The organism is Microbacterium wangchenii, assembly GCF_004564355.1.
Lineage (GTDB): Bacteria > Actinomycetota > Actinomycetes > Actinomycetales > Microbacteriaceae > Microbacterium > Microbacterium wangchenii.
Genome location: NZ_CP038266.1, coordinates 2,265,285 through 2,286,760 on the forward strand (window position 1 = coordinate 2,265,285; position 21,476 = coordinate 2,286,760).

At 65.4% G+C, this 21,476-nt stretch carries 23 protein-coding genes, 1 other RNA gene and 1 pseudogene; 12 read left to right on the forward strand and 13 right to left on the reverse strand.

The window, feature by feature from the left end:
* Positions 1-105 precede the first annotated feature (105 nt).
* Both E4K62_RS10910 and E4K62_RS10915 read left to right on the forward strand, forming a co-directional pair.
* Positions 106-993, forward strand: coding sequence for a hypothetical protein (locus tag E4K62_RS10910; protein WP_135067367.1), 888 nt, complete (start codon positions 106-108; stop codon positions 991-993).
* Positions 994-1,268: 275 nt separating this feature from the next.
* The gene (locus E4K62_RS10915; protein WP_135067369.1) at positions 1,269-1,562 is read left to right on the forward strand and encodes a hypothetical protein; all 294 of its coding nucleotides are present in this window, start codon (positions 1,269-1,271) and stop codon (positions 1,560-1,562) included.
* 764 nt (positions 1,563-2,326) lie between these two features.
* Here E4K62_RS10915 and istB read toward each other — a convergent pair.
* The gene (istB, locus tag E4K62_RS10920) at positions 2,327-3,115 is read right to left on the reverse strand and encodes an IS21-like element helper ATPase IstB (RefSeq protein ID WP_135067337.1); all 789 of its coding nucleotides are present in this window, start codon (positions 3,113-3,115) and stop codon (positions 2,327-2,329) included.
* Positions 3,115-4,320, reverse strand: a complete 1,206-nt coding sequence (gene istA / locus E4K62_RS10925) for an IS21 family transposase (RefSeq protein ID WP_135067339.1) — start codon at positions 4,318-4,320, stop codon at positions 3,115-3,117. Before istA ends, istB begins: the two co-directional genes overlap by 1 nt.
* Positions 4,321-4,460: 140 nt before the next feature.
* Between istA and E4K62_RS10930 the strand changes: the two genes are divergently transcribed.
* Complete coding sequence (locus E4K62_RS10930) at positions 4,461-4,835, forward strand: DUF5655 domain-containing protein (protein WP_135067370.1); 375 nt, start codon at positions 4,461-4,463, stop codon at positions 4,833-4,835.
* Between the two features lie 180 nt (positions 4,836-5,015).
* On the opposite strand, the gene E4K62_RS10935 is transcribed toward E4K62_RS10930, so the two are convergent.
* The 4 genes and pseudogenes from E4K62_RS10935 to map all read right to left on the reverse strand — a co-directional run bounded on the left by E4K62_RS10935 (position 5,016) and on the right by map (position 8,189).
* Complete coding sequence (locus E4K62_RS10935) at positions 5,016-6,083, reverse strand: hypothetical protein (RefSeq protein WP_135067372.1); 1,068 nt, start codon at positions 6,081-6,083, stop codon at positions 5,016-5,018.
* A 209-nt stretch (positions 6,084-6,292) separates the two neighbouring features.
* The gene (locus E4K62_RS10940) at positions 6,293-6,796 is read right to left on the reverse strand and encodes a hypothetical protein (RefSeq protein WP_240742667.1); all 504 of its coding nucleotides are present in this window, start codon (positions 6,794-6,796) and stop codon (positions 6,293-6,295) included.
* Between the two features lie 78 nt (positions 6,797-6,874).
* Positions 6,875-6,991 (reverse strand): annotated as a pseudogene (locus E4K62_RS19060) (DUF2510 domain-containing protein); the annotation flags it as partial.
* A 427-nt stretch (positions 6,992-7,418) separates the two neighbouring features.
* On the reverse strand, positions 7,419-8,189 hold the full coding sequence (gene map, locus E4K62_RS10945) for a type I methionyl aminopeptidase (RefSeq protein WP_135067376.1): 771 nt from the start codon (positions 8,187-8,189) through the stop codon (positions 7,419-7,421).
* A 65-nt stretch (positions 8,190-8,254) separates the two neighbouring features.
* Between map and E4K62_RS10950 the strand changes: the two genes are divergently transcribed.
* From E4K62_RS10950 to E4K62_RS10960, 3 genes are all read left to right on the forward strand, one after another.
* On the forward strand, positions 8,255-8,530 hold the full coding sequence (locus tag E4K62_RS10950) for a helix-turn-helix domain-containing protein (RefSeq protein ID WP_135071243.1): 276 nt from the start codon (positions 8,255-8,257) through the stop codon (positions 8,528-8,530).
* A gap of 348 nt (positions 8,531-8,878) precedes the next feature.
* Positions 8,879-9,520, forward strand: a complete 642-nt coding sequence (locus tag E4K62_RS10955; RefSeq protein ID WP_135067378.1) for a hypothetical protein — start codon at positions 8,879-8,881, stop codon at positions 9,518-9,520.
* A gap of 123 nt (positions 9,521-9,643) precedes the next feature.
* Positions 9,644-11,503 carry a hypothetical protein gene (locus tag E4K62_RS10960; RefSeq protein ID WP_205805746.1) on the forward strand — a complete coding sequence of 620 codons (1,860 nt, stop codon included), beginning with the start codon at positions 9,644-9,646 and terminating at the stop codon, positions 11,501-11,503.
* Positions 11,504-11,544: 41 nt separating this feature from the next.
* On the opposite strand, the gene E4K62_RS10965 is transcribed toward E4K62_RS10960, so the two are convergent.
* The 3 genes from E4K62_RS10965 to E4K62_RS10975 all read right to left on the reverse strand — a co-directional run bounded on the left by E4K62_RS10965 (position 11,545) and on the right by E4K62_RS10975 (position 13,702).
* Positions 11,545-12,264 carry a hypothetical protein gene (locus tag E4K62_RS10965; RefSeq protein ID WP_135067382.1) on the reverse strand — a complete coding sequence of 240 codons (720 nt, stop codon included), beginning with the start codon at positions 12,262-12,264 and terminating at the stop codon, positions 11,545-11,547.
* A gap of 204 nt (positions 12,265-12,468) precedes the next feature.
* Positions 12,469-13,026, reverse strand: a complete 558-nt coding sequence (locus E4K62_RS10970) for a hypothetical protein (protein WP_135067384.1) — start codon at positions 13,024-13,026, stop codon at positions 12,469-12,471.
* 181 nt (positions 13,027-13,207) lie between these two features.
* Positions 13,208-13,702, reverse strand: a complete 495-nt coding sequence (locus E4K62_RS10975; protein WP_135067386.1) for a hypothetical protein — start codon at positions 13,700-13,702, stop codon at positions 13,208-13,210.
* A 144-nt stretch (positions 13,703-13,846) separates the two neighbouring features.
* Here E4K62_RS10975 and E4K62_RS10980 point away from each other — a divergent pair, with 144 nt between their 5' ends.
* The 4 genes from E4K62_RS10980 (at position 13,847) to E4K62_RS10995 (ending at position 17,092) form a co-directional block, all read left to right on the forward strand.
* Positions 13,847-14,278, forward strand: coding sequence for a hypothetical protein (locus tag E4K62_RS10980; protein ID WP_135067388.1), 432 nt, complete (start codon positions 13,847-13,849; stop codon positions 14,276-14,278).
* Positions 14,279-14,359: 81 nt separating this feature from the next.
* Positions 14,360-14,968 (forward strand): recombinase family protein, encoded by a 609-nt coding sequence (locus E4K62_RS10985; protein WP_187270450.1) that lies wholly within the window; start codon positions 14,360-14,362, stop codon positions 14,966-14,968.
* A gap of 211 nt (positions 14,969-15,179) precedes the next feature.
* The gene (locus tag E4K62_RS10990; RefSeq protein ID WP_167747777.1) at positions 15,180-15,821 is read left to right on the forward strand and encodes a DUF998 domain-containing protein; all 642 of its coding nucleotides are present in this window, start codon (positions 15,180-15,182) and stop codon (positions 15,819-15,821) included.
* On the forward strand, positions 15,818-17,092 hold the full coding sequence (locus tag E4K62_RS10995) for a wax ester/triacylglycerol synthase domain-containing protein (RefSeq protein ID WP_240742668.1): 1,275 nt from the start codon (positions 15,818-15,820) through the stop codon (positions 17,090-17,092). The genes E4K62_RS10990 and E4K62_RS10995 overlap by 4 nt, the downstream gene beginning before the upstream one ends.
* Positions 17,093-17,094: 2 nt before the next feature.
* Here the strand turns inward: E4K62_RS10995 and E4K62_RS11000 are convergent, their stop codons facing one another.
* Together E4K62_RS11000 and E4K62_RS11005 are read right to left on the reverse strand one after the other, a co-directional pair.
* Positions 17,095-17,598: a flavodoxin family protein gene (locus E4K62_RS11000; RefSeq protein WP_135067394.1), complete on the reverse strand. Its 504-nt coding sequence runs from the start codon at positions 17,596-17,598 to the stop codon at positions 17,095-17,097.
* A gap of 47 nt (positions 17,599-17,645) precedes the next feature.
* Positions 17,646-18,638: a DMT family transporter gene (locus tag E4K62_RS11005; protein WP_135067396.1), complete on the reverse strand. Its 993-nt coding sequence runs from the start codon at positions 18,636-18,638 to the stop codon at positions 17,646-17,648.
* A 71-nt stretch (positions 18,639-18,709) separates the two neighbouring features.
* Between E4K62_RS11005 and E4K62_RS11010 the strand changes: the two genes are divergently transcribed.
* Positions 18,710-19,624 carry a LysR family transcriptional regulator gene (locus E4K62_RS11010; RefSeq protein ID WP_135067398.1) on the forward strand — a complete coding sequence of 305 codons (915 nt, stop codon included), beginning with the start codon at positions 18,710-18,712 and terminating at the stop codon, positions 19,622-19,624.
* Between the two features lie 132 nt (positions 19,625-19,756).
* On the opposite strand, the gene ssrA is transcribed toward E4K62_RS11010, so the two are convergent.
* Positions 19,757-20,125: a transfer-messenger RNA gene (gene ssrA, locus E4K62_RS11015) on the reverse strand.
* Between the two features lie 131 nt (positions 20,126-20,256).
* On the opposite strand from ssrA, the gene E4K62_RS11020 reads away from it, so the two are divergent.
* Positions 20,257-20,910: an SIMPL domain-containing protein gene (locus E4K62_RS11020; protein ID WP_135067400.1), complete on the forward strand. Its 654-nt coding sequence runs from the start codon at positions 20,257-20,259 to the stop codon at positions 20,908-20,910.
* Between the two features lie 3 nt (positions 20,911-20,913).
* Here E4K62_RS11020 and smpB read toward each other — a convergent pair whose 3' ends face one another.
* The gene (gene smpB, locus E4K62_RS11025) at positions 20,914-21,390 is read right to left on the reverse strand and encodes an SsrA-binding protein SmpB (RefSeq protein WP_135067402.1); all 477 of its coding nucleotides are present in this window, start codon (positions 21,388-21,390) and stop codon (positions 20,914-20,916) included.
* Positions 21,391-21,476 lie beyond the last annotated feature (86 nt).

Sequence of the window (21,476 nt, forward strand, 5' to 3'; positions counted from 1 at the left end):
CGCTATGCGAATCGCGAGAGGACTTCTCGCTCAAAAAGTGCTCGCGCGACGACCGAAGTGGGGCGCCCACTGAATTGCGTTTCGATGTGTGGCTAGGGTGGCGTCATGTCTGGCGCCTCCGCAAATGAATCCATCACCGAGACGGATCACGAGGCGGTCGAACTGCTCCACCACGTGTTGCTGCGCCTGGCCGAGCTGGTCAATGAGCACGAGCGGGTTTATCCGGTGGCGTTGGGCGCGAACTCGGTGCTCGCCGCGGACGACATGGCGACACACCCCCTGGAGATCGGCCACTTCGCCAGTTACTGCCTCCTTCAGGCCGTCGACACCTGTCGCTCCATCGTTCGGGTAGTCCGCGACGAGGCCGGCGGGATCACGCTCCCGATCATGAGCCTCTTCACGCTCGCGCGCGCCGTGATTGAGTGTGCGGCGACTGCGATGTGGGTCATGGCCCCACCCGATCGCCGCACGCGGGTCGTCCGGCGTCTCCAGTTCGAACACAATGAGTTGTCCCACGAGACGGAGTTGACCAAGAGCGCAGCCTCGTCGTTCTCCAAGTCTGAGGAGCAGGCGGCGCTACGAAAGGATGCCAAAAGCCGCAAGAAGGCGAATGCATACATGCGGGCTATCGCGCATGCAAACGGGATCGCCCGCACCGAGTACGAGAACACGCGGCCCGGCCGGGAAGAGATTGTGACCGTCGCGGGCGAAGCTATGAGCATTGAGCATCACGGATTGCCCACGGTGTGGCGTCTATGCAGCGGGCTCTCCCACCCGTCGGTCACCCGTGGGATCAACGTGCTCCAGTTCACTCAGACGAGCGAGAAGGGCGACATTCTCAGCGGCGTGCTGTCCGTCAAGACGGGTAACGCCGTAAGCGTCGTGTCTCTTGCTCACCGGGCGACCACGATCGCTATGAAACATTGGTCTCTGTCGAAGGTGCAGGTGAACCCCGAGCGCCCGGTTCCGAAGCCCGTCGTTCCGAAACTCTGACGTCTTCAGATCACAACGGATTTCGGTCTCAAGCCTGTCTGCCTCTCCGTGAGGTGTGCCTCAGATGGCGACCGATTGCGGGCGCGCCTGTCACGCTCAATCGTCGGTTGGAATGGGCCCTGTGATCGGTTCGAATGTCGGCCGAGCCTCGGTCTTCCACTGCGCCAGCTCGTCGAGGTTGGTCATAGCTGATGGACCGGCTTGCGGTCTCATCCGCGGAAACGAGACGCGATGCCCACGTTGACTGCATCGCATCCGACTGGTGGAATCGGCCAATGGAGATTGTCGGCTGGCTCAGCGTCCTCATCGGTGCCGGGCTGCTGACGTGGTCCTCCCGAATCGTGAACCTTGCGAACGCTGGGCGTCAAGTACCGTACTGGACCAAGCCTGACGAAAGCCCTAGGCGTTCCATCTGGATGCGGGTGCTGGGTGTGTTCTTCCTGTTGGTCGGTGTCTTCATGTTCACGGCGACGCTGGGCTACTGGTCCGTGGCGGTAGTCCTCGCGGGATTCGCTCCGGGAACCGCGCTCATCGCCCTCCACAACAGAAGACTCGCCACGCCCGCGTAATCCTCTACCGCGCTACCTCAACTCCGGCCCGGCTACATCAGCGGGATCGCGCATCGCCCGCGTAGAGCAACCAGCTCGCGCGGGGAGCGTGCAGCGCATAAAGCAGGCTCCGCCGCACCGCCGGGTCATCCGCCTGCTCCGGTTCGGTGAACGACCGGCGTTCGCGCGCCCCTTTACGTAGTTCCCCACGGCCGGGCAGAGTGTCACGGTGCGATACACCGGCGCCGCGATCGTCCTGGGCCTCGCTTCATCGGGTTTCCTCGTTGCAGTCTGGCTTGCGGTCGGCGCGCTCTCCGACGGAAGGACCGGGCCAACGCTTCTCCTCGCGGCGTCCCTCGCAGTCGCATCCTTCGTCGTGGTCGCCTGGGCTGTCGGCAGGATACGTCGGACTCGAGCGATGACGCCCGAGGCGATCATCTCGCCATCGGACGAATCCGAGTAGCAGCCTCGCCCGGACGTCGACCGGCTAAGGGCGGGTCTGGAGTTCAGTCCGTCCGCCTGGCGCCGGATCGCGGAGGCCTACGCGAAACGAGGATGCATCATCGACGTGTTGACGATGAGCCTTATCACCTTGTCATGAGCCGCCGAAGATGCGGAGCCCATTCCGCACCTGCTCAACGAAGAGGCCACCCGAACAGGCCTCGCCTGGGAGTCGAGCACCCCGACGGCCTGACCTCCCAACGACACGACAGTCCGCTCCTGTCGGCGACGGTTGAGAACCCGGCCAAAACGACGGGCGAAAAATAGGCCACCGTTTCGTGTTGTTAGTCTGCCGGATCCTGAGTCCTGATGCTGGGGAGGCTGTCGATTCCGCGGCCGCGGAGGCGATAGCTGGCGCCTTTGAGGGTAAGAACGTCGGCGTGGTGGACGATGCGGTCGATCATCGCGGCGGCGACGGCTTGGTCTCCGAAGACGCCGCCCCAGCCGGAGAACGGCAGGTTGCTGGTGAGGACCAGTGAGGCGTGTTCGTAGCGGGATGAGACGAGTTGGAAGAACAGGTTCGCGGCGTCTTGCTCGAAGGGGAGGTAGCCGACTTCGTCGACGATGATCAGCCCGTAACGGCGGAGCCGGGCGAGCTCGCGGGGCAGGTTCCCTTGCCGATGGGCGTCGGTGAGCCGGGTGACCCAGTCGGTCGCTGTGGCGAACAGGACCCGGTGTCCGTGGCGGGCCGCGACGATCCCGAGCGCGGTGGCGAGGTGGGTCTTCCCGGTTCCGGGTGGGCCGAGCAGGACGACGTTCTGCGCTTCGAGGAGGAACCCGCCCGAGGCGAGCGCGGCGATCTGCTGACGGGCTGTCGGTTGGGCGTCCCAGTCGAAGTCCTCGAGCGTCTTCCGGGCGGGGAACCCGGCCGCTTTGATCCGCAGCTCCGCGCCGGACGCGTTGCGGGCGCTCACTTCCCGTTCCAGGACGGCGGCGAGATAGTCCTCGAACGACCAGCCCGCATCCCGCGCCTGATCGGCCATCCGGCCCGCGGCTTCGGTGATCCGGGGCGCTTTGAGCGCGCCGGCGAGATAGGTGATCTGCTTGACCGCGTCGGTCTGTTTGCCGCCCATCACGCGACTCCTTCGATCCCGAACGCGCGGTCGTAGTCCGCGAGATCCCTGCTCAGGTCGTCTCCGACCGTGGCGGGGCGGGGTTGTTGGAACTGCTGCCGCAACCGCCGCGCCGTCTCAACATGAGCCGGGTCGGTGACGATGCTCCCTCGCGCCCAGACCCGTTCGTGGTCAGCGACGATCCGCCCGTCCAGGCGGACTTTCACCCGGTCGAGGTCGGCGGTGACATCGACGATCCGTCCGATCGCTTGCGGGTCGACGGAGTAGTCGGACGCGTCGAGGCGGACGTAATAGTCCCGGCCGAGCCGGACCCGCTCCCGCCAGCCCAGCTGCAACGGGATCGGCGGCAAGGGCAGCATTCTCGATCGGTCGTGCCCGATCAGATCGACGGGACGTGCCTTGATCGTGCGAACGACCCTGCTGTTCGCTTTCTCGAGCCAGTCGGCGAGTTGGGTGTTGAAGTCTGCTGGAGACGTGAAGGTCCGGCCCGGCATGAACGAGGTCTCGAACCAGCCGTTGCGCCGCTCGACGATCCCCTTCGATTCCGGGTCGTAGGGCCGCAACTGCACCACCTTCGTCGCCAGGGTCCCGGCGAACGACGCGACGCCCTGCGCGAGGCGCCCCTTCTGCCCGATCCCGGGCTCGTTGTCCCAAATCAGGCGCCGCGGAACGCGCTCCAACCGTTGGATCAGCTCCCATGACCCGAGCAATAGATCCTCCGTCTTCCGGGTTGGGATCATCCTGGCCGTCACGAACCTAGAGTGCGCGGCGACGATCACCAGCACTGGCAACAGCACGGTCGTGCCGTTCTCGAGTGGGATCTTCCGCGGCGGGAACCACAGATCACACTGCGCCGCATCACCCGCCGCCCAGGTGAGCCGGTCCGCCGGGTCGACCGGGCGATGCTCCGGCCGCAGCCGTCTCACGTTCTCCCGAAACCACGTGATCGACCCCGACCACTCAACTCGCTCCGCGATCACCGTCGCCGGCATCGACGGATGCTCCGCCAGCAACGCGCGCACCCGCGCCTCGAATGGCGAGAACGACGTCGGCTGCGCCGGCCGCTGATACCTCGGCGGCCGGTCCGACCTCACCGCCGCAGCGACGGTATCCCGTGCGATACCGAGATCTCGAGCCACCTGCCGCTGCGGAACCCCATCCGCGACAAGCCGCCTGATCAACGCCCAATCTTCCAAGGAGATCACGCACCCAATCTGGTCTGGGTGGCCTACTTTTCAACCGTCGTTTTGGCCGGATTCTCGAGCGTCGTCGACAGCTCCAGGGGCGGCACGTTCAACCACCGGCTTCCAGACGTGTAGACCGCTCGCGATCCGCGGATGCGACGATGGTCGGCATGAACGCGCAATCCCTGTTTCCTGGCCCACTGGAGCCAGTGTACGACGCTGTCCGCGCACACGTGCTCGCGCTCGATCACGGCGTGATCGAAGAGTTCAAGAAGACTCAAGTGAGCTTTGGTCTGGCCCGAAAGTTCGTCTGGCTCACCCCGCTCACCAAGACCAAAGCTTTGCTGGTCATCGACATGTGGCGTCGGCACGATGACCCGATGCTTCGCAACGTCATCCAGTATCGGCCTGACAAGTTCACTCACCAGATTCAAGTGCGCATGGCCGCCGAGGTAGACGAGATATCGAGCTTGGGTTGGTTTAAAGAAGCCGCAGCGTGGGGTCGAAATGAGCCACCGGACGAGCCTGTCCCCTAGAGCCACCAGCTCGACGAAGGCGGGCAGAGACTTGCTCCTCAGCGAGTGGCGGGGTCCTTCCGCAAGCGGATCATCATTCGGCGGACCCTCAACGGGATGATGGGCACCGATACTGTGACCGTTGCCTGCTGAGGGACCCCCCAAGGGCACGCGGGAAGTAGTACTAGTTCGGCTCGCTGCTCACGCGCTAACAGGGATATCGGAGTGCGGCCAGAGTGGCTGTCCGGAGAACGCCGCCACAAACGCCACGTCCATTGACTCAACAGGTATTGGAGCGGACTGGCCACCGCCGATGGTCGACATTCCGGTCTCGCCGTCAAAGATCGCCTCGACGCATACGCCCCAGGCGCCCGCCAGACGCGGCGCGAAGTCCCTCCATTCCCACCTTCCATCGAAGCCACCAGGGGATCCCGTAATGACCGTCGCGACGCCATCTCGGGCCACTACGGGGTGTGAGAGGTTGCGCCACGACGATGCGGTCATGTAAGCGAGTCGCGCATATGCCTCGCGAAACTGCGTCGGGTGGAGTGCAAAGCTCCTCGCCGCCGCGATGTGAGGTTGCTGCACCCCCTCGGACCGACCCCAATCCTGCAGAACTGCGATTACGCCGATACGGCCCATACGGATCCCCAGCATCGGGACAAATAGGTCGTCCATATAGTCGAACCGCCTGCGTGGCTGATCGCTATCCAGACACTCGAAGAAATGGAACGTCGCCGGCCCGGGAAACGCTGGCTCCCATCGAACGGCGCCAGAAGCCGCCTGCAGCAAGAAGTGATGAAACGCCACGCTCCTCAGGTGCTCGGCAGGAACGAGCCTTCGACCCTCAGCCTCGCGCACGTACAGCGGCTGCAGACTCTCCTTGTAGACCAGCCCATAGTAGATCTTGCCCAACCACAAGAAGAGGTCTCGGCGATCGAGTGACCTAAACGCATCCGGACCCGCGTCGAATGCGACCTTGACGCGGCTCTCGATCTCACTTAAGTCCACGCCGTTGCACACCGAACAGCACGGGACCGTGAGTTGGCGGTAGCGGAGGGGACGGCCGTCGATGTGATTGACGGATGCATCCCACAGGTCGAGTGCACGGAGCAGCCACTTCGGAAATACGTGCTCACGGGTGCGATCTGCTGAGCCGACCGGGACGTGCTTCCCGCACAAGAAGCAGTATTCGTCCCCAATCTGTTGGGTGCGGTCGGTCAAGAACTCCGCGTGGGGCGATGCAACCTCCGGCGTGGGTTCCGACATCCTCACATTGTGCGTGAGGTAGCCGTCGTCTGCAGGCATCGACATGGTCGCCTGTATGAGAGCCGACATCCGCGCGATCAGCGACCGTCTCACGGGCGTCGAGTTATCCGTGCAATCGCCTCCAGTTCGCGACGGCGTCGAGATGACGCACGATGTTGGAGGAGAGGCGGGCGCTGTTGGATGCGTAGACGCGTCGTTGGACGCGCTGATCACACCTGCGCCGCGGATTGGCCGAAGACTTGCGCGAGGTATCGCTCGGGAGCGTAGCTGACGCCATTCTCGACGACTACGTCGTCTCGGGCGCAGTAATAGGCGTCGCGGAGTCGCCCGTTTCTCCGGTCCCAGTCTTCTTGCCGCGCCGACCACGAGCTCTTCTGCACTTGTTGGGTGAGCAGGGCGATGAGGCCACCGGGGATCCAGGTCACAAAGAGGCTGAGGAATCCTGCCATAAAAGCACCCGCGCCGCGCCCAGAACTTATCGCTGCCCACACGCCGATCGCCGCCGCGAGACCGAACGTCCAAGCCAAGAAGTGTTGCCGCCATGGGAATGTAGGTCTTGACGGCGGCGTGAGTCGCGCCGAGAGCTGCGTAACACTGTCGGAGCCGAAGACCGTCGTATCAACACGATTGCGACCCTCGCGTCGCGCGTAGGTCAATGCGGTGCCTTGGGTCGCGCTGGTCCCTTCGCCGATCACGACCGAAATGCGTCGCATCTGATCACTCGAGTGGCAGATCGGGCAGGTGACTCCGGTCGGGTGGTGAGGCAAAGGAGGAGGGGACGGGACCGGTGGCGTAACGGGCCGCGTATGGCCGCTCCACCTCGCGCCATCCCACCACTGTTCGACGCCGAGATCGGGTGCCTTGACGTACCATCCGGCTGGTGGCATAGGCGGCTGGCTGTTCGACATCGATGTCCCCCGTCGGTGCGATCGACCTAGACCGCACCGTTCCCGCGAAGGATACCCGACATGTCGCTATGCGGCGCCAGGGCGTCGGCCTTCGCCTGCTTCGGCTCCTCGGGCGCTCTTTTACGGACCGGCTCGCGGGCAGCAACCAGAGCCCCTGATCGATCCCTACTTCGGTTGGCCGACCAACCGAAGACCCACCAGCACGAGTCCGGCAGCAAGGGCCGCGGCTCCCAGAGTGAGGATCGCGACGCCTCCAATCGACGAAAGTACCGCGCTGCCCCAGGCGACCAACGCGAGGCCGACAAGCAACAGCGCCCCAACGTATACATTGGCGCTCACGCAAATCAGCGTACCCAGGTGGGAACGGCGTGACGACGAGGGCACCGACCTACGTTCGCATAGGGCTGTAGCGGGGCATGCCTTCCGATTAGCGCGGCGCGGTGAGAATCTCGGCGGCGCCCGTGGTGATCGCGATGGTGTGCTCGCTGTGCGCTGTGCGACAGCCTGTAGCGCTGCGAAGGGTCCATCCGTCCGGGTCAGTGATCAGAGCGTCCGTGTCTTCCATCACCCAGGGTTCGAGGGCGAGAAGCAGACCGGGGCGCAGCTTGTACCCACGGCCAGGGCGTCCAGTATTCGGTATGTGCGGGTCGCCGTGCATGACGGAACCGATCCCATGTCCGCCGAACTCCGTGTTGATCGAGTACCCGGCTTCCTCGAGCACGGAGCCGATGGCGTACGAGATGTCGCCGATACGGTTCCCCGGACGAGCTGCGTCGATGGCGGCCGCAAGAGCGTTCTCGGTGGCCTCGATGAGTCGGATACTGCTTGCGGGTTTGGTCGGCCCGACGATGAAGCTGACTGCGGCATCCGCGGCCATCCCATTCTTGAGGACCGCGAGATCCAGGGTGACAAGGTCCCCATCCCGGAGCGCGTAGTCATGCGGCAACCCGTGAAGAACCGCGTCGTTCACGGCCATACAGATGTAGTGCCCGAAGGGCCCGTTGCCGAACGACGGCGCGTAATCGACGTAGCAGGACTGCGCGCCAGCCGCCACGATGAGCTTGCGCGCCCACTCATCGATATCCAGGAGGTTCACCCCTACAGTGGACCGCTCGCGCAATTCGTGCAGTATGTTCGCGACCACTGCGCCAGCGGACCGGGCACGGTCGACCTCCGATGAACGGAAGATCTCGATCATCAAGCGCTCCAACCAGTTCGGTATTAAAGTACCGGTCAAACTATACCGATATGCTCGACTTCATGATGGTTCGCTTGCCACACACCCCGGAGGATATCGAGCGTGGCCGGCGCCTAGGCGCTCTTCTGCGGCAGGCGCGAGGGAGCCGCTCGATCCTCGAAGTTGCGTCCATGGCAAGGATCTCGCCCGAGACACTGCGGAAGATCGAGGCCGGCCGCTTGGTCACCCCTTCCTTCGCCACTGTCACCGCAGTCGCATCCGCGCTCGACCTCTCACTCGACTCACTCGCCGAAGAGTCCAGCATGCCGGGCGCAGAAGCAGGTCAGCCCCTGACCGCTTGACGCTGACAGCCGTACGCAAGAGGACCGACTACGGGCGGGCCTGGAGTTCAGTCCGCCCGCCTGGCGCCGGAACGCGGAGGCCTACGCGAAACGAGGATGCATCATCGACGTGTTGACGATGAGCCTTATCGCCTTGTCATGCGCCGCCGAGGATGCGGAGCCCATTCGACACCTGCTCAACGAAGACGCCACCCGAACAGGCCTCGCCTGGGAGCCGGGCACACCGACGGCCTGACCTCCCAACGACACGACCGTCCGCTCCAGGGCGGCACGTTCAACCACCATCGGGGAGCTACGCGACACAGAGCCCGGGCGGGCGGTAACGTCGGGAAGGTGAGGGCCAATCCTATGGATGATGCGCGCCCGAACGCCGCTGAGGTCCGGAGCAAGCGCGGCCCGGAAGCGGCGCTCGCCATCGTGATTGGCGGAGTCCTAGCACTAACTTTCGGATGGTCGGCGCTGGGCCTCGTGCGGGACACACTCCACTTCAACTGTTCGTGGGGCATCGGTGGTGAATGGGGCCCGGACGGCACATGGGTGTGCGCCGACGGTATCGGCTACCTCGGTGTGGCAGTCGTGCTCGGCGGGATGTCGGCTCTGATCATCGTTGCCGGGCTCCTCGTTGCGATTGCGGCGCCGTCGCGCGGTCGCTCCGTCATGTTCCTGGTTCTGGCTGCGGTTCCGATCGGGTGGATCGGCTGGTGGACCTACTACGCCGCGACCCTCTACTCCGGCCCCCGACCCGCTGGCGAGACAGGATTGGGCCTCTGGGCCGCTACGGTGCTGCCCAGCATCATCCTGTGCACCGTGAGCCTGATAGTCGGAGCGGCGCGTCCCCTGATGATGCGCCGGTGGTCATTCGTCGCGTTGTGGTGCGGTGTCGGCTTGATGCTCATCGCGACGGTGCTGCAGCTCGGCATCGGCATCGCGACCTTCGTATCGGCCGGGATGCTGGCAGCCGCCGGAGTCGGGCGTGCTCCAGCACGGTGAGCCACCGGTAAGAGGGCGGCTGCGGCCCGTCGAAGGGCACTGTGCACATGACCTACGCCGGCGACTCCCCTAAGGCAATCGGGGCTTTGAACCACGTCAAGTGGCAATGGCGTGGAGGTAGAGATGGGCGAGTTTCGGGCGGTGCGCCACAATCATCGTGTGTCTGTAGAGCAATTGGCTGTAAATGCCGTGAGCGACCGCGTCGCGCTATGCCCGCATCTGAACCCGGAGATCAGCCATGGGGACAAGACCCCGATCACCGACGGGCACATCGATTTCTTCTCTGCGAAGAAGCACAGCAAGAAGACACATGAGGGTCGCGTCCCGGTGCAAGTCAAAGGTCGAGTAACGAAGGCGCGAATCAAGGCTTCTCGTCAGCACCAGTCGTTCTCGGTCGAGCGGGAGGTGCTTGATTTCTTCCGCAGCCATGGCGGCGGCCTCTATTTCTACGTGCCCATGAGGGAGGACGGCAGCGAGCGAGAGATCTTTTACGTGATCCTTCTACCCTTCAAGATTGACCGACTCCTCGCTAACGGCGATGCGAAGCAGAAGTCATTTACGGTCAAGCTAAGTCGGCTTCCCGCGGAGGCGTCGAAGGTCGAGAGAATAGTCCGACTGGCATGGAGCGGACGCATCCAGAGCGCTGCCGGCAGCGGGAACGGTGATCTGGTGAATCAGGCCGAGAGCCTGCGGATCCACTCTCTGATCGGATTCGATGAGGACCGTCCGACCCGGCTGTCCTTGGACGAGACAGACTATGTCGTCGTTGCGCAGCTGAGAGGTGGCCTTGAGGTTGCCATCGACATCGACCTCGAGGTCCTTCCGCACGACTACCTCGAGCGCGACCTAGCAGTCTCCATCCGCTGCGGCGGGGTCGAATTCACCGACGGCTCGGGTCGACGCCTGGACGAGAACACGCATCTTCTCCATCTTTCCGCAGGCCTCGAACTCCGCCTTACGGTCGAAGCCAGCACCGTGAGGACGACCCTTCATCTCACTCGCGAAGGCACCTTCCGCCAGCAGGCCAAGAACGTCGACTTCGTGCTCGCTGCCGCGAGTGGGAGTCCCATTGTCATCGGTGGGTTCTCCGGCGATGGAAGCGACGGTGACCCGAAGCTTGCACGGCAGCTCGATTCGGTCCGCGCTGAACTGGTGCGCCTGATGGAGCTCTTCGACGAGCTCGGCGTAGACGACGCGCTGACATCGACTATTCCGATCGACGACAAGACGAGGAGGATGCTCCTCGCTCTTCACGAGGGCATCTACCAAGATCGTGCGGTCCGCGGAAGCTCAGATGGCACTGGCCGGTATGACATCCCGGTTGGGGAGAAAAGGATCATGGTTATCGTGATGCCAGCTGAGGATGAGGAGCACAGACGCGTCGTGGACCCATTTGATCCGTCCAAACGCGACCGATTCCGCATCTACCAACTCGATGAAGAGGGCTCGCCTCACCCGGTCGACTGGGGAACCGTTTACGAGTCGGTCACGCCGGAGGACATGGCATCAATCCTCAATCTGCGCCTGCACGAGGTTGTCGGCGCCTACGAGGCGCTTGAGGACCGGGCGAGCGCATGGAACAAGGCGAACTTAATGGTACTGAGGCTCCTCTCAGCCGCCGACCTCGCTGAGGATGGGGGCCAGCAACGATATCTGGTTGGCGGAGCTATCGAGCTGTGCAAGTGGCTGATGGGGCAGCAGCCCGACTCGCTCATCCACCGGATCAACTGGTGGCAAATTCAGCATCGACTTGGCGCTCTCACCAACGACGACCGTCAGAGCATCCGAAGCGCCCGTCGCTCCCTCGACCGCAATGGCGAACAGGCGGGTCTCCTGGAAGCCTGCCTCCTGATCCTCCTCGGGGATGAAGAGGAACTGCAGCTGGTTCTTGCCGAGCTCGGCGACCACGAGCTCGATGCGCTGCAAAGCTGGCCAGTGTGGGCATTGCGACGTGAAAAGGCCTCCGAGTCTATCGAGGCATGATCAAGCAATGCCCGCTTGGGGGATGCTGCGGGACACCTGAATCAGATGAGCTGGCGACCACCGCCGTTGCGGGCGTCCACCCTGACTTCGAGGTTCTTGTTTTTCACCGTGCCGTCCAAATCCTTAACGGCGTGGGCGACGGCATCGACATACTTCCCAATGCGTACAAGCGGGTCGGCTATCGCGATCGATCGACGCCACGGCTCGACCTCGAGGGAGAAGGACTCGCGATACTCCCGGCCGTCGCTGTCTTCGTAGCGGACCTCAACCTTCCAGCTCGGGGCTGGCTCGTTGCCCTTCCCGAAGAGCTCTTCCCCGTCCAAGTAGTACTTGAGCGGGCGCGTGTTCGTGAGGGAGCGCAACACCATCGAACCGTCCATCAGGCGATTCAGATCAGCGATCGCCTCCCTCCAACCGTCAGTATTCGGCGTTGAAACCGGCTCAAACGGACGGTCGACCGTCATCGTGACATTGTGCGCGGGAGTCTTTCCGTCGTTCCGAACGGTCACGAACACGGACGCGCCGAGCGTACCCCCACGGCGGGTAACGGTGGGCGTGAACTCGAAGTCGACGACGACATAGGGGCGCGTTAGCGCGATGTTGGACTCGGTCATCGCCTCGTTCGACGCCGCGAGAAGCTTGTTGGAGGCGATAAGCTCTCCAAGCTGTCGGCCAGCTATTACTAATGCGATGATCGCGGCGATCGCCGCCAGCACTGTGCCAATGCCTTGTAGCGCGCTCCAGAAGACTACGTCGGTCATACATCGGTTCTACCGCTGACCTCAGACATCTAGTCCGGAGCACCTCGGTTCTACGCATCCGGATGCGGTCCCGAGTCGCCCCTCACGGTCTCCTGCATGCCGCTCACCGCGCGCAGGGGGGATCGACGCGCGCCATCGCCCGCGCACGCTCAGCCGGTTCTGCCAGGTCACGCCGCGCGCGACGCGCAGCTTTACAAGACTGCCTCAGCCCTTGTCGCGGATCGCGTACCAGCGGTGAGCGATAGCGCGGTAAGCAGAAATCTCGTCTGCGTCGCGCCCCGCCTCTTCGGCCTGCTTGAACGCACGCCACCACACTCGGCCGTATTCGCCAGCCTTGCGCGCGGAGGCGGTGCCGTCTGCTGGCGGAATCGGATCAAAACCTGATGGCGGCTTTGTGCGTGTACGTCCGGCGACCGCCAAACCAGCGGCGCGGCGCGCCATGTCGAGCCATGCGTCACGATCGGCCACCACCTTGACGTTGGCCTCGGCGATCTCCTGGGCGGTGATCAGTCGCGTGGCCGCCTTGAGCTCGGCCTGCGTATAGCCGCGAGGCACCGGAGCATCCACCGCTGCTATGGTCGCCGCCGCGGGACGACCGTCGCTGCCCGGCACCCATACCCGTGTGCCCACCTCCGGCGGAGCCGGTAGATCCCAGGTATAGGCGTAGGCGTGATTCGCGTCGGCGGGCTTGTCGGATGTCAGCTCCCGGAACGACACCAGGACAACACGGGTACGCGCCCTCTTCCGGAACTTGAAGATCATGCTGACAACTGCTCCCGACTCGACTCCGTCTGGCAACCGCGGATCAGACTATCCGCCAAGACCGGGCTGCCTTACGTCTCGGCGTCGCGTCCAGCGACCGCCGAGGGCCGGCTAAAGCCCGTTGCCTGCGGCGCTCGCGGTCGGCGCACGTAAGGGGATGGCCAGCGTGCGATGGCGCGAGTCAGTCTGCCGGCCGGGGCCAGGCTGCAGGCAACTCGAGATTCCCGGATACCTCAATCACCCCTTGGCTCGGATTGATCGCCATCCACTCGCCATCGTGATCACTGAGAAACGCAACAGAGGTCGCGTGGTCCGTCGCGGATTGGAACGGATCCACGCCGAAATACGGGTCGTCGCTCTGGCCGCATGCTGACGGCGGAGACAGTATCTCGATGCGATCTGGTCCGCGTCCCGTGAGCCACTCGTCCACTTCGAACGACCAGACGTTCGCGGTTGCGCCGTACAGCTGCACCGTAGACAGAAGCTCGTCAACATGTCCCACGGCGACGGCATCCGCGGCGTCCGACGCGTCTTCGGGCGTTTCGTAGCCAGCCCACCCTGGACATCCCTGCGACTGCACGCACCCGGTCATCACGGACCCTGCGACGAACAAAGTGGCAGCGATCGCAACGCTGCGGGCTAGGGGCATGCCCTCACAGTTGACCAGTTCCATCATGCGATCGACGATAGTTACCGGTTCGACGCCGGGCCCGTAGACGGATCCGTATTAGTGCGTCGCGGAGATCTGCAAGTCGCTCTCCGCGTGTTGCACCCGGCAACAAATCGACGACTGTCGGTCGCCACCTCCTAGCCTGAGTCAATGCGGCTGATGAAGACGTTGCCCCTACTTCTGCTCTCGCTCGTGCTGCTCACCGGGTGCGTATCCCCGTTCGTCGCGTGCACGACGATCGGCTACAGCAGTGTGGTCAACATCGAACTTCTGGAGCCCCGCCCCGGTCTCGAACTGTCGTTGTGTGGAGGAGAGGATTGCACCCCCGGTCCCGTGGAGATGCCGACCGAGGTGGGCTCGACTCGCTCGCCCATACCCACGGGAGTGTTCGAACTCACCGGTGACAGTTCGAACGGCTGGTCCGCTTCGCTAAGCAGTGCGCAACCGCTCCTCGGCTATCAGCTGACGGATGGAAATGGGTCCGTAGTCGCACAGGGCGTCGCAGAGGCCAACTGGGTGCGAATCGACGGCACGGAGCAATGCGGAGGGAACAGGCTCGCCGAGGTTCGGCTATCCCTCTGACCTTCAGCGTGCACGCAATCATCTGACCCACTGAGCGATCCTCAGCGTGCGGCGTCAGCAGCGCGGCGCGACGCTGGGCGTATGGATGGAATACAGATTGGATACGCCAGGGTCTCGACCACGGATCAGGACCTCACCGCTCAACGCAACGCACTGCTGCGTTTGGGCGTTCAGGACGCGCACATCTACGTCGACCACGGCATGACCGGCGCGAATCGTTCCCGACCGGGATTGCGGGAGGCGCTCGCCGCGGTGCGAAGCGGAGACACCCTCGTCGTGACGAAACTCGACCGGCTCGCCCGGTCGCTGAGAGACGCGCGCGAGATCGCGGACGAGCTGACGTCAAAGGGCGTCGCACTCAGCCTCGGCGGGAACCGCTACAATCCCACCGATCCCGTCGGTCGACTGCTGTTCAACGTGCTCGCCATGGTGGCGGAGTTCGAGCGGGACCTGATCAGCATGCGCACCCGAGAAGGGATGGCGGTCGCCCGCGCCAAAGGAAGGCTGAAGGGAAAGCAGCCGAAGCTGTCGAAGACGCAGCGGGCCCTGCTGTTCGAGGTGCACGATCGAGGCGAGTACACCCAGACCGAGATCGCGGAACTGTTCAGCGTGTCGCGCGCCACGGTTTACCGCGAGCTTCAGCATCGCCGTGAGAAGTTCCTCGCATCCTGCGAAGCGCACATCTTTTAAGCACCCTCGGAGCCCCGGTCGCCCTACTCGGGCGTCCGGCTCGACACGGCCGCGGGCCGCTGGGAGATCCCGCCGCGCACCCTCGCGCATCGCCCGGTCGAGCGTCCTGTCTTTAGCGCGCGTCGAGCCCGGGGCCCACGTGGCTCGGCCCGTCCCGCGACCGGCCGACGGGATAGAGTGCCGCGGAGGAGGGCCCATGCTTGCGGGAAGTATGGCTGCACACTCGAGCGTCGCTGCGATCGCGGCCACTACGGCGCTCATGGCCGGCGGGTTCACGGTGGCGCTGATCGCGATCCTCCACGTACTCAAGCCCGAGTATGACGCGTCCTGGCGGATGATCAGTGAGTACTCCCTGGGGCGCCACGGGTGGGTCATGCGCCTCGCCTTCGTCACGATGGCCATAGGCCTTTCTGCGACGTGCGTCGCCTTATGGCCGTTCGGCGGCGCGTGGACGATCGGCCTGGCAGCCGTCGCCTTCGGCGCGCTCGGTGCCGCGTTCATCGATGCCGATCCGATCACGACTCCGCGCGCTGATGCCACGCCAGTGGGCAGGGCACACACGGTGCTGGGCGCGGCCTTGCTGGCCGGCTTCCCTCCTGCCGCGCTGGTCGCGGGGGTGGGGGTGGCGCCCGCCCTCGGCTGGACGCTGGTGATCGCATCCGTTGTTCCGTTGGCCGGACTGGTGTGGTTCCTCGTCGCTTCCGCCCCCGCCCACGGGCAGGGCGGCTCGCCAGAGATTCGAATCGGATGGCCGGACAGGTTCTGCCTTCTCGCCTATCTGGCATGGGTGGTGCTCGCCGCCAGCCGCGTTCTTTCCGTCTCGAGCCTGGGAACTGCGAGGCTACCGTGGTGACCACGCACGCGGTGACGCAGCGGCTTGCGGCGGTCGATGAGGCGAACCTCGTACTCGACCACGTCGGCCAGGTCAACGTGTTCCTCGTCGCCGGGCTGCTCGCGCCAGGCGGCTTCCTCGCCGCGGATGGAACCCCGAGCATGGCGGAACTGCGCGACGCCCTCCGCGGTCGGGTCGCAGCACTGCCCGCGCTGTGCACGAGCGCTGTCGCGTCGGGCCGGTGGCACCGCTGGGTGGAAACGGAACCTGACCTCGAGCATCACATCCGCCTCGTGGAGCCCGTCGACGGCCGCGCAGGTCTCGAGCAGATGTGCGCCGAGCTCATGACCCGGCCGCTCCTTTTGGATCGTCCGCTCTGGGAGATCCTCGTAGTGCCAGGCGCGGCAACGGCAGCGGCCGGCGTCGTGTTGCGCATCCATCACGCGATCGCCGATGGAATGGCGGCGGTCGCGATCGTGCAGCAGCTCTTCGACCTCCGGGAGCCGCGGCAGACGTCGGCGAACGCATCAGGCCTCCACGTGTCCACGGTGGCTCCGCGTCGCGGCCTGCGCCATACCCTGCGTCGGCTGCGTGTCGGTCTGCGTCGCATCCGCAAGACACTGCGGGGTGGTGACGTCGGGCCAACCGTGCTGCTCGGTGAGCGCAGCCCGCACCGCGGCGTCGCGTTTCTGCGTACCGACATCGAGGCGCTCGAGACGCGCGTGCGCCCGCGGGGTGCGACGGTGAACGATGCCTTGCTCGCTGCGGTGGCGTCGGGGTTCAGGGCGGCTTTGACGGCTGCCGGCGAGCCGATTCCCGTCGAGCTGCCGGTGTCGGTGCCGGTGGCACTGCGGCGACGCGGGCCCGCCGGCAACCAAGTGGGGGTCATGCTGGTGCGGCTGCCGCTCGGCGAACCCGACCCCGACGAGCGCCTGCGGCTCATCGCCGAGCAGACCCGCGGGGAGAAGGTGCGGGCAAGAGAGCAGGGCACGCTGGAGTTCATGCGCGGCCCGGTCGGCGCGCGCATCATGGATCGCGTCGCACGGCGGCAGCACCTCGTCGCCGGGTTCGTCACCAACGTGTCCGGCCCCGAAGGCGCCCTGTGTCTTGCGGGCGCCCAGGTCACCGCGCTCTGGCCGGTTGCGGTACTCGCCGGCAACGTTCGGCTCGGAGTCGCGGCGGTCTCCTACGACGGCAGGCTGTGCTGCGGCATCCATTTCGACGCCGCGAATGTGCCGGGCGCCGCGTTCGCGCACGCCATGGCTGAGGAGATGGCACGTCTGGGCGAATGAGCTCAGCGGTGAGACATGACGCCCGCGAGCTCCGCTCCCCAGTGGCGCGCGCGCTCCAACTCGCCATCCGCGACCGGGCCGGTATAACCGTGCACACCGAACGTCTCGGGCTTGGCAATCGGACGGAAACCGAGCGCGACGAGTCGCTTCATCGCCTTCTTCGCCGCCGACCCGGGGAGCCGAGGGCTGACCACCCTCGTGTCGAAGGTCGCGACGGGCACTGCGCGACCGGGCGGGGTCAGCGTTTCGATCCACTCGCGGATGCCACGTTCCGGGAGGTGCTCGGCGCCCTGTTGCTTCGCCGACTCGCGTGTCGAACCAGTCGACATCGAAAAGGCGTGGGTCGGTCCGCCGACCACGAGCAGGTCGACATCGGAGTCCAGCGCGCTCGGCGCCGACGCCGCGCCTACCACCTCGGTTTGTTCGCCGCCGATTCCGGCCGCGATCTCGCGCGCCAGCTGCTCGGTGTTTCCCCAGAGCGACTCGAAGACCACGACAGCGTGCATGATGCCTCCTCCGTGAACGAGAGGGTAGCGGCCCGCGGGCAGATCGGCTATCGGGACGGTTCTCCTCGAGGAGTTGTCGCCTCCTCAGGTCGGCGCGGCCGATCAGACGGAGGCTCTTCTCGGATTCGGCCGGGGGCCGTGTCGGCAACCTGCTGTCGATGCCGACGCTCGATGGTTTGCCCGGCGTAGCTCGCGCTGACGATCAAGACAGCGCCGCCTAGTCCGAGCGGTCCGATCGCTTCGCCGGCGATGAGGACTCCGACAAGCAGGGCCCACACCGGTTCGGTTCCCATCAGGATGCTGGCGCGGGAAGCCGAGGTTCGCTTCACCGCCCAGAGCTGCACGATGAACGCGAACACCGAACACAGCAGTCCAAGGAAGAGCACGTTCGCCCACTGGTGCGCATCGAGCTGCGCGGCGGCGGCGGGAAGGTCGGGTCCGGCCATGGCGGTGAATGTGGCCGCGCACGCGGCCATCTGGACAAGCACCACACCCCAGGTTCCCTCTGGGCGGCCGCGAGTCAGATGCGCGCTCGCCGTCACGTGGAAGGCCCGGACGATCGCGGCGGCGATCACGAGGCCGTCACCGACCGTCGGTGTGCGGAGACCGCCCTCGGAGACGAGGAGCGCGACGCCGACGACGGCAGCTACGGCGGCGATGAAGTACGAGCGGGGTAGCCACGATCGGGACGCGATGCCATCAAGGACGGGCGTCATCACGAGCGCCAGGCTGATCAACAACCCCGCATTGGTCGCGGAGGTCAGGTGCACGCCCCAGGTCTCGAGCCCGATGACGGCCGCTTGCGAGCAGCCCAGGCAGGCCGCGATCACAAGGCCTCGTCCTCTGGGGAGTCGTTCCTTTCGCACGAGACACACGAGCCACGTCGCGGCTGCAGCGACGAGGAAGCGGAGGGCGACGGCCGCGGGTACGCCTGTCTCAGCGGCGAGATCCTTCGCAGCGAGGAAGCTCGCGCCCCAGGCCGCGGCGACGCCGAGCAGGAGCAGATCGACGACGGGTTCGGAGCGCATGCGAGGTGCCATGCCACTACTCTCGAGAGAGCCGATGCGGAAGAACAACGGCCAATGTCTTGATCGACGATTTAGGAACGCTTATGGATCCTGCTCGCCTACGTCTTCTCCGCGAGCTGGGTGACCGGGGCAGCGTCGCGGCCGTTGCGACTGCGCTGCACGTCAGCGCATCTGCCGTGTCTCAGCAGCTCACTACGTTGCAGGCCGGCATACCGGTCCCGCTGACGATGAAGCAGGGGCGCCGACTCGTACTCACGGAAGCCGGTGACGCGCTGGCGGTCGCCTCAGCACGCGTCGACGAGGCCCTCGCCCAAGCCCGAGACGCCGTCGGGTCATTCCTCGAACACGAGGAGCGACCCGTTACGGTCTCTGCATTCCACAGCGCCGGTCTCGCCCTGTTCGGCCCGGTTCTCACCGAGCTGGGCACCGGTTCGCGTGTCTCTCTCGCTGACGCCGACGTCGCGCAAGACAAGTTCACCGGCCTCACCGCGGACTACGACCTCGTCATCGCACACCGCCTCGCGCACGACCCCACATGGCCGACCGGACGTCTCGTCGTGACACCGCTTCTCGTCGAACCACTCGAGATCGCCCTGCACGCCGCCCACCCCCTGGCTGCGCATCCCAGCATCAGGCCTGAGCAGTTGCGGGATCAGCGTTGGATCTCCACCCACGAGGGGTTCCCCCTCACCGGTGTGCTCGCCCACCTAGGAGCCGTGATCGGTCAAGCCCCCCAGGTCGATCACCGCATCAACGAGTTCTCCGTCGCCGCCGAAGTCGTCCGCACCGGTGCAGCGATCGCCGTGATGCCACGGACGACTGCCGCCCCACTGGCGATCAACGGCATGGTCCTACGCCCGGTCACCGGCGTCTCACTCGTCCGCCACGTCGACGTACTCGCCCGCCCAGACGCCATAGCGCACGCCCCCGTCCGCAGGGTCCTCGCGGCACTACAAGAAGTCGCCGCCGCCGCCACGCGAAGAGCGAGCGCGCCATAGCCTCTCGCACCGTCGGGCGCAGGATGGCTTGCGATTCAGGGCGGCCTGAGCGGTCACCTGTCCGACCACGAACAAAGGCCTCGAAAGCCGCATGATTACGCGGCTTTCGGGGCCCTGTTCGGTGACAGCGACTTGTGGAGATGGGGGGAATCGAACCCCCGTCCATCGCTGAGATATCGCGTCTTCTCCGGGCGCAGTCTGTGCAGACGTTCTGCTCGGCTCCGACCTTTGTCACAGACACCTAAGTCGACGAGCCCAGCCTGGGAAGAGTCCCGAGCGGCGTCCAGACGCCACCGCTCAGCAAGTCCCCTAGATGACGCCAGGATCCGTAGCGGGAACACCTACGGTCTGACGGAGTTCAGGCTCGCTTAGGCAGCGAGGGCGAACTCAGTGCGCTTGGTTTCGGCACTTATTGGTTTACAGGGAGCGTTTACGAGATAACCCTGTATCCTCGGCCCGCTTCTCGCGAATTCACAGGCGATGTCGAAACCGATCATCCCCGTGATCCTCCGTGTGGAGGGGCCACTGTCACGCTGTGGAGTTGTATCTTCCGGAGGCCGAAGCATCCGGCCTCACAGACTACAACGGATGCGGGGCCCATGCCATTCCCGGAGTACCCGTATGCTCGCGGCATGAGCGAGGTCATCGTCACCGTCCGGGGAGAGCAGGAGCGACGCGTCACGCCGGAGCACGCCGTGGTGCAGCTGGCGGTGCGGGCAGACGGACCCGAACGGGGCCCGGTGATCGAGCGGGTCACGGCCCTCGCCGAACCGCTGCGGGACGACCTGGTCGCCCACCAGCGCTCCGGCGAGGTCGTGGAGTGGTCGAGCGGCCGGGTGTCCGTATGGTCGGAGCGGCCGTGGAACACCGAGGGGCGGCAGCTGCCTCCCGTCCATCACGCGTCGATCGACGTCACCGCGACGTTCCGCGACTTCGTCGCCCTGTCGTGGTGGATCGGCGAAGTGGCCGAGACGGATGCGGTGCAGGTGACCGATGTCCGCTGGGACCTCTCCCCCGCCACCCGTGCCGAGGTCGAGCGTGAGGTCGCCGCCGAGGCCGTGCAGGTCGCGGTGGAGCGCGCCCGCGCCTATGCCGGTGCGCTGGGTCTGGAGTCGGTGTCGCCGCTGGAGATGGCCGACGCGGGACTCTTGCTGCCGCATCCCGACCGCGGTGGTCCCCAGATGATGCGCGCGATGGCGGCGGAGTCCTCCGGTCCCGGCGTCGCGCTCCAGCCTGCCGACATCGTGGTCAGCGCCGCCGTCGAGGCGCGTTTCCTCGCCCGCTGAGGATCAGTCGCCGAGGCGGTTGCGGGAGCGCATGGCACGTTCGGCCTCGCGCTTGTCCTCGCGCTCGCGGATCGTCTGACGCTTCTCGAACTCGCGCTTACCCTTGGCCACGGCGATCTCGACCTTCGCGCGACCGTCGGAGAAGTACAGCCGCAGCGGGACGAGGGTGTAGCCGCCCGCCGACACCGCGTGCGAGATCTTGATGATCTCGTCCTTGTGCAGCAGCAGCTTGCGGGTGCGCTTCGTGGCGTGGTTGGTCCAGTGGCCCTGCGAGTACTCCGGGATGTGAACGGCGTCGAGGAACGCCTGACCGCCGTCGATGTACGCGTAGCCGTCGGTGAGGTTGGCGCGACCCTGCCGCAGCGACTTCACCTCGGTGCCGGTGAGGACGAGGCCGGCCTCGTAGGTCTTCTCGATGGCATAGTCGTGGCGGGCGCGACGGTTCGTCGCGATCACCTTCTCGCCTTTTTCGCGGGGCATGTCCCACCTCCCTCAACATCGGGGCACACGCAGCCGTTCAGTCTACAAGGCGCGCGGCCGACTGCGCTGCGCACGGGTCGCTCGAA

Bases quoted from the DNA above. Each gene is read 5' to 3' on its own strand.
- E4K62_RS11005 (WP_135067396.1), bottom strand. From the start codon at position 18,638: ATGGCACCTCGCATGCGCTCCGAACCCGTCGTCGATCTGCTCCTGCTC.
- E4K62_RS10930 (WP_135067370.1), top strand. From the start codon at position 4,461: ATGGTCGGCATGAACGCGCAATCCCTGTTTCCTGGCCCACTGGAGCCA.
- smpB (WP_135067402.1), bottom strand. From the start codon at position 21,390: ATGCCCCGCGAAAAAGGCGAGAAGGTGATCGCGACGAACCGTCGCGCC.
- E4K62_RS10950 (WP_135071243.1), top strand. From the start codon at position 8,255: ATGGTTCGCTTGCCACACACCCCGGAGGATATCGAGCGTGGCCGGCGC.
- E4K62_RS10940 (WP_240742667.1), bottom strand. From the start codon at position 6,796: ATGCGACGCATTTCGGTCGTGATCGGCGAAGGGACCAGCGCGACCCAA.
- E4K62_RS10975 (WP_135067386.1), bottom strand. From the start codon at position 13,702: ATGATGGAACTGGTCAACTGTGAGGGCATGCCCCTAGCCCGCAGCGTT.
- E4K62_RS10915 (WP_135067369.1), top strand. From the start codon at position 1,269: ATGGAGATTGTCGGCTGGCTCAGCGTCCTCATCGGTGCCGGGCTGCTG.
- E4K62_RS11020 (WP_135067400.1), top strand. From the start codon at position 20,257: ATGAGCGAGGTCATCGTCACCGTCCGGGGAGAGCAGGAGCGACGCGTC.
- E4K62_RS10910 (WP_135067367.1), top strand. From the start codon at position 106: ATGTCTGGCGCCTCCGCAAATGAATCCATCACCGAGACGGATCACGAG.
- E4K62_RS10965 (WP_135067382.1), bottom strand. From the start codon at position 12,264: ATGACCGACGTAGTCTTCTGGAGCGCGCTACAAGGCATTGGCACAGTG.
- E4K62_RS10980 (WP_135067388.1), top strand. From the start codon at position 13,847: ATGCGGCTGATGAAGACGTTGCCCCTACTTCTGCTCTCGCTCGTGCTG.
- E4K62_RS10990 (WP_167747777.1), top strand. From the start codon at position 15,180: ATGGCTGCACACTCGAGCGTCGCTGCGATCGCGGCCACTACGGCGCTC.
- E4K62_RS10960 (WP_205805746.1), top strand. From the start codon at position 9,644: ATGGGCGAGTTTCGGGCGGTGCGCCACAATCATCGTGTGTCTGTAGAG.
- E4K62_RS10970 (WP_135067384.1), bottom strand. From the start codon at position 13,026: ATGATCTTCAAGTTCCGGAAGAGGGCGCGTACCCGTGTTGTCCTGGTG.
- E4K62_RS10955 (WP_135067378.1), top strand. From the start codon at position 8,879: ATGGATGATGCGCGCCCGAACGCCGCTGAGGTCCGGAGCAAGCGCGGC.
- map (WP_135067376.1), bottom strand. From the start codon at position 8,189: ATGATCGAGATCTTCCGTTCATCGGAGGTCGACCGTGCCCGGTCCGCT.
- E4K62_RS10985 (WP_187270450.1), top strand. From the start codon at position 14,360: ATGGATGGAATACAGATTGGATACGCCAGGGTCTCGACCACGGATCAG.
- E4K62_RS11000 (WP_135067394.1), bottom strand. From the start codon at position 17,598: ATGCACGCTGTCGTGGTCTTCGAGTCGCTCTGGGGAAACACCGAGCAG.
- E4K62_RS10935 (WP_135067372.1), bottom strand. From the start codon at position 6,083: ATGTCGGAACCCACGCCGGAGGTTGCATCGCCCCACGCGGAGTTCTTG.
- E4K62_RS11010 (WP_135067398.1), top strand. From the start codon at position 18,710: ATGGATCCTGCTCGCCTACGTCTTCTCCGCGAGCTGGGTGACCGGGGC.
- istB (WP_135067337.1), bottom strand. From the start codon at position 3,115: ATGGGCGGCAAACAGACCGACGCGGTCAAGCAGATCACCTATCTCGCC.